Origin of the sequence: Stutzerimonas stutzeri, from assembly GCF_000935215.1 — a bacterium.
Lineage (GTDB): Bacteria > Pseudomonadota > Gammaproteobacteria > Pseudomonadales > Pseudomonadaceae > Stutzerimonas.
In genome coordinates, this window is the sequence record NZ_JXXD01000201.1 from 1 (window position 1) to 8,719 (window position 8,719).

The window sequence follows — 8,719 nt, forward strand, 5'->3', positions numbered from 1 at the left end:
CGTCTGACATAGCAGCCAGCCGTAGATCTTCGCCTGCGCCCAGTGCAATTGCCGATGGTTGGCCGGCTGACGTTCCAGATCACCGCGGAAGGTCTTGATTTCCTCCAGGCGATTCCGCGCCGGGTCGTAGCCATCGGCGCGGCCGCGCACCATGAGTTTTCCGTATTGGCCCTCCAGAGCCACTTCACGTTCGTAGCCCTCGCCGCGCCTTGCGGTGACCTGGGCATGGCCGGCGATGCCTTCCAACGCGGTGGGCGAGGGCGTGAAGCGCAGGTCCAGATCGCCGACCTTGGCGGTGAATTCGCAGAGCGCGCGCACCGCGACCCGATAGCTCACGCCATGACCTCAGCCCATTGCACATGGCAGACCGCGATAGGCAGGCCATGCTGATGGGCGTAATCGATCCAGCGCTTCTGGTTGTCCTGCAGGCGATCGCCCGGGCCTTTCACCTCGATCATCCGGTAGCGGCGTTCTTCGGGCCACAGCTGGATGAGGTCCGGCAGGCCAGTACGATTGCCGCTGACATCGGCGAGGATGCGCTGAAACATCAGCTTCAGATGCGCGGCGGGAATGCACGTCAGGGCATGGGTCAACAGCTCCTCGTCGAGCAGCCCCCAGGCAACGAACGCGTTATGAATGCCGAGCTTTGCCTGGAAGGTGCGCCAGATGCAGTCGCGGTAGTCGTCACTGTCGAGACAGGCCAGGCAGGCGGCAAACAGGTCGGCGCGCCGTTGATGAAAATCCGCACGATTCAGATCGGCCGGCGCCCAGTGGAAAGGGTGGAAGAACGCACCGGGCAACGGTGCGAAGATCGCGTCCCAGCAAAGCAAGCCGAACAACGAGCCGACCAGGGCATTCTCGACGTAGTAGACCGGCGCGTCTGGTATCGACAGGTGCTCGCGCACCGCATGCTCGACGCTACAGCCGGCCCGGGGCAGGATCAGGTCGAGCTGCTCCGGCTTGCGGTTGAGTGAGCGCAGCGTAGGGATACCCAGGCTGCGCTGCAGGCGCGGCTTGATTCGCTGCAGTTGCTGCAGTTCGTGCTCACTCTGCGGCGCAGCCTGCGCCTGATCCAGCAGCTCCAGCGCTGCTGCAGGCTGGCCACAGCGTTCGAGCACGCGAATCGCGCGCTCGCGGGCACCGGGATAGCTATTGGAGGCATGCAGGCGCAGGGCTTCCGGCAGGTCACCGATGCGCTCGAACTGCTGGCCGATACGCAGCAGCAGCTTGCCGCGGCGGCTTTCCAGCCAGGCGTTGGCATAGGGCTCATCGGGCACGCCGGCCAGCACGTCGCTCAATGGCTCGCCGGTATCGAAACGCTCGCGGCAGCGATGCAGATGCAGATAGGCATCCAGCTCGGTGCGGCAGTTGAAGGCGCGGGAGCTGGGTGAGAAGACGACCTGCTCGTAACGATAGATGCCGAGGTCGGCCAGAACGAACTCGGACCAGTCCTGATGGATGTTGCCGAAGAACAGCAAACGCAGGCGCTCACAGAGCTCGTCGATGCATAACGCAAATACCGCGTCTTCGATCTGGCTGCACCATGCCTGAAACGGCTTGGCCATCTGGTGGTCGGCGCGCAGCTTATCCAGCAGCTCGGCCTTGCGCAGGCTGGCTGATGCAGACGACCCGAACACCTGCAGCAGCTCGCCTTTGGTCAGCAAAGCGAATAGCTGCTCGAGCGTCAGGGCCGAAGACGCATCGACCCACCCCTGATCGATCAATGGCTCTACCGCGCGACGCGAGCAGCCAATCTCCGGATAGCGCAGCTTGCTTGCTCGAAACAGCATGCCCTTGCGCATCACCATGCGCACCAGCAGCGCCTGGGAAGGCTGCGGCAACAGGGCGAAACGCTCGATAAATACCAGCTCGGTTTCATCCAGCAGATCACTGTGGTGACGACTCACCCAAGCCAGAACCTGTCGGAAGTTTTCGAGGTAGTAGAAGGGATTTTCCAGGGCCTGACGCATTGCACATCCGCTGCAGCTGGGGCGCGCGCGGCCCGCTCAAAGACTGGCTATTTATACAGTTTGAGCGACGTTTGGCAATTGCCCGGTGATCAGCGGAAGTCTCACCAGCTACAGCAGGCGGCTAGGTGCCGCCTGCTGTGACGTCCCTGGCGAGGTCAGACCGTGCGTGAAAAACGACCGCGCTGCTCACCGCCGAGATAGGCGTCAAAGGCCATGGCGACGTTGCGCATCATCAGCTGTCCTTGCGGCAAGAGGACCAGCGCATCGTCGTGCAGCTCGACCAGGCCATCGGCCACCGGTTCGGCGAGTTTTGCCAGCGAATCGGCGAAGTATTCCCGAAAATCAATGCCGTGCTTCTGTTCGATCTGGCGGTAGTCGACGCGGCTATGGCACATCAGCGACACGATGACGTCACGGCGCAGGCAGTCATCGTCGCTCAGCTTGTAGCCGCGCTGCACCGGCAGCATGCCCTCGTTGAGGCGCGCGTAATACTGCGATAGCTCCTTGACGTTCTGGCTATAGCTGTCGGCGACCTTGCCTATGGAGGAAATGCCCAGCCCGATCAGGTCGCAATCGGCGTGGGTCGAATAACCCTGGAAGTTGCGCTGCAGCGTGCCATTGGCGCGCGCCAGGGCCAGCTCATCTTCCGGCAGCGAGAAGTGATCCATGCCGATATAGATGTAGCCGGCGGCGGTAAGGCGCTGGATGGTCAGTTCCAGCAGTTCGAGCTTGCGCTCCGGCGGTGGCATGTCCTCTGGGCGGATCAGCTTCTGTGCGCGTACCAGCTCCGGCAGGTGGGCATAGCTGTAAGCGGCGATGCGGTCCGGACGAATGTCGATGATCTTGTCCAGCGTGGTGTCGAAGCTGGCCACCGTCTGCAGCGGCAGGCCGTAGATCAGGTCGACGCTGATGGACTTGAACTGTGCGTCGCGGGCGGCCTGGACCAGCTCGCGAGTCTGTTCCTCGGTCTGGATGCGGTTGACGGCGATCTGCACCTGCTCGTCGAAATCCTGCACGCCGAAGCTCAGGCGGTTGAAGCCCAGCTTGCGCAGGCCGTGGATCTGCTCGGGCGTGACGGTGCGCGGGTCCACCTCCAGCGAGAACTCGTGGTTGTCGCTGTCATCCATGTTGAACGCCTGATGCAGGCACGCCATCAGGTCGGCCAGCTGCTCGCTGGTGAAGTAGGTGGGTGTGCCACCGCCAAGGTGCAGCTGAGTGAGCTTGCGCGAACGATCAAACAGTTCGCCCTGCATGGCGATCTCGCGCTTGAGGTATTCGAGGTACTCGACGGCGCGCTCGGTCTTGTGGGTGATGATCTTGTTGCAGGCGCAGTAATAGCAAAGGCTCTTGCAGAACGGAATGTGGATGTACACCGACAGCGGCTTGGGCGTTTGCGCCTGATTGCTGCGTGCGGCGGCGGCACGGTAATCATCCTGGGCGAAGGCCTGGTGAAACTGTGGGGCCGTGGGGTAGGAGGTGTAGCGCGGACCTGGACGGTCGTATTTCTCGACCAGGGCGCGGTCGAAGCTCGGCAGTTGGTCCATGTTCGTTTTACCTAAAGTTGAATTCGGAGTCCGGCGCGGAACGCGGTGTCACCCTCGGGTGTGTCCGGCTCAGGCAGGTCATGGACGCGGATTATGGACGATTCGGTCCGGCGCGCCGACTGTCTCAGATCAAGAATAGCGCCCCGGCGGCACTCCGAACCGCACCGTTGGGCGATTCGAAATGCGTACCGGGCGCGGCCGGGAAGGCCGCGCCGCAGTGGTCAGAGCTTGAACTGGCCGACCAGACGGTTCAGCTCGGTTGCCAGACGCACCAGCTCGTCGCTGATCTGCGAGGTCTGGGATGCGTCAGCCGAAGTGGTGTCCGCAATACGGCTGATGGTCGTGATGTTGCGATTGATCTCTTCGGCAACCGCACTCTGCTGTTCGGCAGCCGTTGCGATCTGGGTGTTCATCTCGTTGATGGTGCCGACTTCGTCGGCGATCACGGCGAGACTCTGGGCAGCCTTCTCGACGCATTGTGAACCCGACCGGGCACGCAATTGTGCTTCGCTCATGGCCTGCACCGCATTGCGAACGCCGCTTTGCAGCTGTTCGATCATGGCCTGGATTTCTTCGGTGGATTTCTGCGTGCGCGAAGCCAGGGTACGTACCTCATCTGCCACCACCGCAAAGCCGCGGCCCTGTTCGCCGGCGCGTGCCGCTTCGATGGCTGCGTTCAGCGCCAGCAGGTTGGTCTGCTCGGCGATGCCGTTGATCACGCCGAGCACCATGTCGATGCTGGCGCTGTCGCTCTCGACCCGCTGGATGACCTGGGCGGCTTTCTCGATCTCGGCGATCAGCACTTCGATACCGTCCAGTGCCTCAGTGGCGACCTTCACGCCGGCTTTTGATTCGTTGTCGGCGCCGGTCGATGCCGTGGCGGTTTGGCTGGCATTACGTGCCACTTCCTGCACGGTCGCGCTCATCTCGTTCATCGCCGAGGCGACCATGTCGGTCTCGCTGCGCTGCTCGTTGACGGCAGCCAGGGTCTTCTCTGCAACATGGGATACCCGATCGGAGACATCACTGAGCTGATGGGTAACGCCCGCGACGGCCTCCAGGCTATGGCGGAACTTGCCGATCATGCGGTTGAAGGCATCGCCCATCGCGCCGATTTCGTCCTTCGCACCCACCTCGACGCTAAGGCTGAGGTCTTCGTCCTCGGCCATGGTATTCATGGTGTGGCGCATGGCAGTGATGCGGCGGATGATGACGTGACGCACGGTCAGGCACATGACCACCACGCCGATGAACAGCAGCAGCAACTGAATCCCGCCGCTGATCATGATGTTGCGGTCGACTTCCTGGTCCAGCGCCTTGAGGTCATAGCTGATGCGCACAGCGCCCATTACCGTGTTCTCGCCCACCTGGTGGCAGGTCAGGCAGTTGGTACCGCGGTAGTCCGCGTGGGCCAGGATGGGGTTGATGACGGTCAGCACACGGCCACCGTTCTGCTTGTTGACCTCGATGATCGCCTCGCCGCTCAGCGCGCGGCGATCCAGCGCGTCGGCAGGGGCCTGGTGGTCATAGCCAGGGCCGAACACCTTGGTGACTTCTTCCCCGCGAATGATGCGCGCATCGATAACGCCTGGGCGCGCGAGGATCTTGTTCCGCAGCACCTCTCGCTGAGCCATGGTGCCGGTCAGCATCATGGTGTTGATGCTATCGAAATAGGAGTCGGCGGCATCCTTGGTCTGCTGCTCCACAACCTGGAGCACGAGCCGCTTCTCCGTACTGGCAGAGAAGAACAACGAGGCAGACATGATCGCCACCAGGACCAGCACGAGGGCCAGGTTGATCTTTGTCTGCACGGACATTTGTCGGGAGGCGGAGCTGTTGTTCATGGTTTTCCTTAGTACTACTGCCACGCGGGGTCAGCTGCCATTGCAGCACTGCTGCGCTGCCGATACTTGCGGCGCAGCATTGAGCAGGCAGTCACCTGCTGATATCGGCGTGCTGTGCGTATTCTTGAAACCAACCGCAGGTGATAGCCATGCGCCATTATTGGGCGGCGCTATGGTATTGCTTTTCGGCACGAGAGAAGTGCTTCGGGCGACCGACAACAGTGCAATTGCACATTTCCCTGATTCAGGTCATGGGTCGACCGGCTCTCTTTCGGTGCAAGGTGCGACAAAGGTGTAATGATCGTTGGCTATGGGTATTCGTGGTTGCGCGTCCGGTTATTCGGTCTCACTGGCACGGTGAAAAACACCGACAGATGGCTTTACAGAGCGCCCCGACCGCCATTAGCGTGGCGACCCGCCGGAGCAGCGAAACCAGTGCCTCCGAGAGGCAGGCACATAATCTGCATCGAGCGTGAATGTCGCTGCGAACCCCGCTGCAAAACGATGGTCGTAGGCTCTACGCCGGCATGGCCGGGCAACACCGCAAGGCAGCTGCTGTTCTCGATGGCAGTGCATCGACTGGAACCTTTATTTCAAGGACTCACATGATCAAGAAATGCCTTTTTCCCGCTGCCGGATATGGCACCCGTTTTCTTCCTGCAACCAAAGCCATGCCCAAGGAAATGCTGCCGGTGGTGAACAAGCCCCTGATTCAGTACGGGGTTGAAGAGGCGCTGGCGGCGGGGCTGAACCAGATCGCGATCGTCACCGGGCGTGGCAAGCGCTCGCTGGAAGACCATTTCGACATCAGCTACGAGCTGGAGCACCAGATCCGCAACACCGACAAGGAAAAGTACCTGGTCGGTATTCGCCGCCTGATCGACGAATGCAGCTTCTCCTACACCCGCCAGGTGGAGATGAAGGGCTTGGGGCATGCGATTCTCAGCGGCCGCCCGCTGATCGGCGATGAGCCGTTCGCCGTGGTCCTGGCTGACGACCTTTGCATCAACCTCAATGGCGATCCGGTCCTGGCGCAGATGGTCAAGCTCTACAACCAGTTCCGCTGCTCGATCGTTGCCATTCAGGAAGTGCCGCCGGAAGAGACCAGCAAATACGGTGTGATCGCCGGCGAGATGATCCGCGACGACATCTACCGCGTCAGCCACATGGTCGAGAAGCCCAAGCCGGAAGATGCGCCGTCCAACATGGCGATCATCGGTCGCTACATCCTGACTCCGGACATCTTCGATCTGATCGAGCAGACCGAGCCGGGCAAGGGCGGTGAGATTCAGATCACCGACGCGCTGATGCGCCAGGCTCAGGATGGTTGCGTGCTGGCGTACAAGTTCAAGGGCCAGCGCTTCGACTGCGGTAGCGCCGAGGGCTACATCGCGGCGACCAACTTCTGCTACGAGCACTTCTACCTGACCGGCAAGGCGTTCTGAAGCAATTGGGCCACCTAAGGGTGGCCCAGTCACTTCCGGGCCTGCTTCAAGGCTCCGGCATATCCTCGGCACCCGGTCCAAGCGGCTGCCCGTAGCTGAATTCGACATAGTTGCCCGCAGGATCGCGCAAGCCGCAGTAGTAGCCCACCGGATAGGGTTCGTCGCGCGGCTCCCATATCAGACAGCCTTCCCTGCGTGCCAGGTCGGCAACCGCATCCACTTCCTCTCGACTGGCCAGCGCGAAGCCGAAATGGCTGTAGTCGTCCATCGCCAGCGATCGATCCTTGCCGCCCGGCATCATCACGAAGATGAACTCGCGCTCTTTTCCAGGCTCCGCCATCCAGACGATGCGTGAGCCCTTTCCGGGGCGCTCGTGAAACACGTGCATGCCGCAGAAGTGCTCATAGAACGCGATACAGGCGTCCAGATCGGGCACGTGCAGAGCCAGGTGGGTGAGGGTAGGGCGCATGCGGCACTCCTTCGGTGATTCAGGCCGAAAGCCTGGGTTATGCTGTTCGCTACAGAAGGAGACAACATTACATGGCTTACGACTTCGATCTATTTGTCATCGGTGCAGGTTCCGGTGGCGTGCGTGCGGCGCGCTTCGCTGCAGGTTTCGGCGCGAAGGTGGCGGTTGCGGAAAGCCGTTACCTGGGCGGTACCTGTGTCAACGTCGGTTGTGTGCCGAAGAAGCTACTGGTCTACGGCGCGCATTACGCCGAAGACATTGGCCAGGCACAGGGCTACGGCTGGACCATCGACGGCGCGACCTTCGACTGGAAGACCCTGATTGCCAACAAGGACCGGGAAATCCAGCGACTGAACGGCATCTACCGCAGCATCCTGGTGGATAGCGGCGTGACCCTGCTGCAAGCGCATGCGCGTCTGGTCGATGCCCATACCGTCGAAGTCGAGGGCAAGCAGTACACGGCCGAGCACATCCTGATCGCCACTGGCGGCTGGCCCCACGTGCCGGCGATCCCGGGGCGTGAGCACGCCATCACGTCCAATGAAGCTTTCTACCTCGAATCCTTGCCGCGACGCGTGCTGGTGGTCGGTGGTGGCTATATCGCCGTCGAGTTCGCCTCGATATTCCATGGCTGCGGTGCCGATACCAAGCTGCTCTATCGCGGTGAATTGTTCCTGCGCGGTTTCGATGGCTCGCTCCGCGATCACCTGAAGGACGAGATGATCAAGAAGGGCGTGGATCTGCGGTTCAACGCCGACATCGTGCATATCGACAAGCAGGCCGATGGCAGCCTGCTCGCGACGCTGGAAGACGGCCGCACGCTGGAAGCGGACTGCATCTTCTACGCGACAGGCCGCCGTCCGATGCTGGACAACCTGGGGCTGGAAAAGGCCGGCGTAGCGCTGGATGCCCGAGGTTTCATTGCCGTTGACGATGAATACCGTACCTCGGTGTCTTCGATTCTGGCGATCGGCGACGTAATCGGTCGCGTGCAGCTGACACCCGTCGCACTGGCTGAGGGCATGGCCGTGGCGCGGCGGCTATTCAAGCCGGAGCAATATCGCAAGGTCGATTACACGACCATCCCGACCGCGGTGTTCAGTCTGCCGAACATGGCAACTGTCGGGCTGACCGAGGAGGAGGCGCGCGAGCAGGGCTACAAGGTAACGATCTTCGAAAGTCGTTTCCGGCCGATGAAGCTGACCATGACCGATAGCCTCGAGCGCAGCCTGATGAAGCTGGTGGTGGATGCTGAGACCGACCGTGTGCTCGGCTGCCATATGGCGGGACCGGATGCCGGCGAGATCATGCAGGGGCTGGGCGTGGCGCTGAAGGCCGGGGCCACCAAGCAAGTGTTCGACGACACGCTGGGCATCCACCCGACGGCCGCCGAAGAGTTCGTCACCATGCGCACACCGGCGGCGATCTGAAAGCATGCTGGCAGCCG

6 protein-coding genes and 1 pseudogene are annotated in these 8,719 nt (G+C 61.7%); 2 read left to right on the plus strand and 5 right to left on the minus strand.

Annotated features, from left to right (window positions below; translation table 11 throughout):
• The 4 genes and pseudogenes from LO50_RS18700 to LO50_RS18715 all read right to left on the minus strand — a co-directional run.
• Positions 1-336: pseudogene (locus LO50_RS18700) on the minus strand (ATP-dependent DNA helicase); the annotation flags it as partial.
• On the minus strand, positions 333-1,970 hold the full coding sequence (locus LO50_RS18705) for a VRR-NUC domain-containing protein (protein ID WP_044315951.1): 1,638 nt from the start codon (positions 1,968-1,970) through the stop codon (positions 333-335). The pseudogene LO50_RS18700 and the gene LO50_RS18705, both read right to left, overlap by 4 nt.
• Positions 1,971-2,125: 155 nt before the next feature.
• Positions 2,126-3,514: an oxygen-independent coproporphyrinogen III oxidase gene (gene hemN, locus LO50_RS18710; RefSeq protein WP_014820239.1), complete on the minus strand. Its 1,389-nt coding sequence runs from the start codon at positions 3,512-3,514 to the stop codon at positions 2,126-2,128.
• A gap of 221 nt (positions 3,515-3,735) precedes the next feature.
• Positions 3,736-5,358 (minus strand): methyl-accepting chemotaxis protein, encoded by a 1,623-nt coding sequence (locus tag LO50_RS18715; protein ID WP_044315952.1) that lies wholly within the window; start codon positions 5,356-5,358, stop codon positions 3,736-3,738.
• 605 nt (positions 5,359-5,963) lie between these two features.
• Between LO50_RS18715 and galU the strand changes: the two genes are divergently transcribed.
• Positions 5,964-6,803 carry a UTP--glucose-1-phosphate uridylyltransferase GalU gene (galU, locus tag LO50_RS18720; protein ID WP_014820237.1) on the plus strand — a complete coding sequence of 280 codons (840 nt, stop codon included), beginning with the start codon at positions 5,964-5,966 and terminating at the stop codon, positions 6,801-6,803.
• Between the two features lie 46 nt (positions 6,804-6,849).
• Here galU and LO50_RS18725 read toward each other — a convergent pair whose 3' ends face one another.
• On the minus strand, positions 6,850-7,272 hold the full coding sequence (locus LO50_RS18725) for a VOC family protein (RefSeq protein WP_023445399.1): 423 nt from the start codon (positions 7,270-7,272) through the stop codon (positions 6,850-6,852).
• Positions 7,273-7,343: 71 nt separating this feature from the next.
• On the opposite strand from LO50_RS18725, the gene gorA reads away from it, so the two are divergent.
• Entirely contained in the window at positions 7,344-8,702 is a 1,359-nt protein-coding gene (gorA, locus tag LO50_RS18730) for a glutathione-disulfide reductase (protein WP_023445398.1), read from the plus strand.
• Positions 8,703-8,719: the final 17 nt, after the last annotated feature.

Excerpts from the sequence above, each read along its gene's own strand:
- LO50_RS18705 (WP_044315951.1), bottom strand. The coding sequence starts at position 1,970 with ATGCGTCAGGCCCTGGAAAATCCCTTCTACTACCTCGAAAACTTCCGA.
- LO50_RS18725 (WP_023445399.1), bottom strand. The coding sequence starts at position 7,272 with ATGCGCCCTACCCTCACCCACCTGGCTCTGCACGTGCCCGATCTGGAC.
- galU (WP_014820237.1), top strand. The coding sequence starts at position 5,964 with ATGATCAAGAAATGCCTTTTTCCCGCTGCCGGATATGGCACCCGTTTT.
- gorA (WP_023445398.1), top strand. The coding sequence starts at position 7,344 with ATGGCTTACGACTTCGATCTATTTGTCATCGGTGCAGGTTCCGGTGGC.
- hemN (WP_014820239.1), bottom strand. The coding sequence starts at position 3,514 with ATGGACCAACTGCCGAGCTTCGACCGCGCCCTGGTCGAGAAATACGAC.
- LO50_RS18715 (WP_044315952.1), bottom strand. The coding sequence starts at position 5,358 with ATGAACAACAGCTCCGCCTCCCGACAAATGTCCGTGCAGACAAAGATC.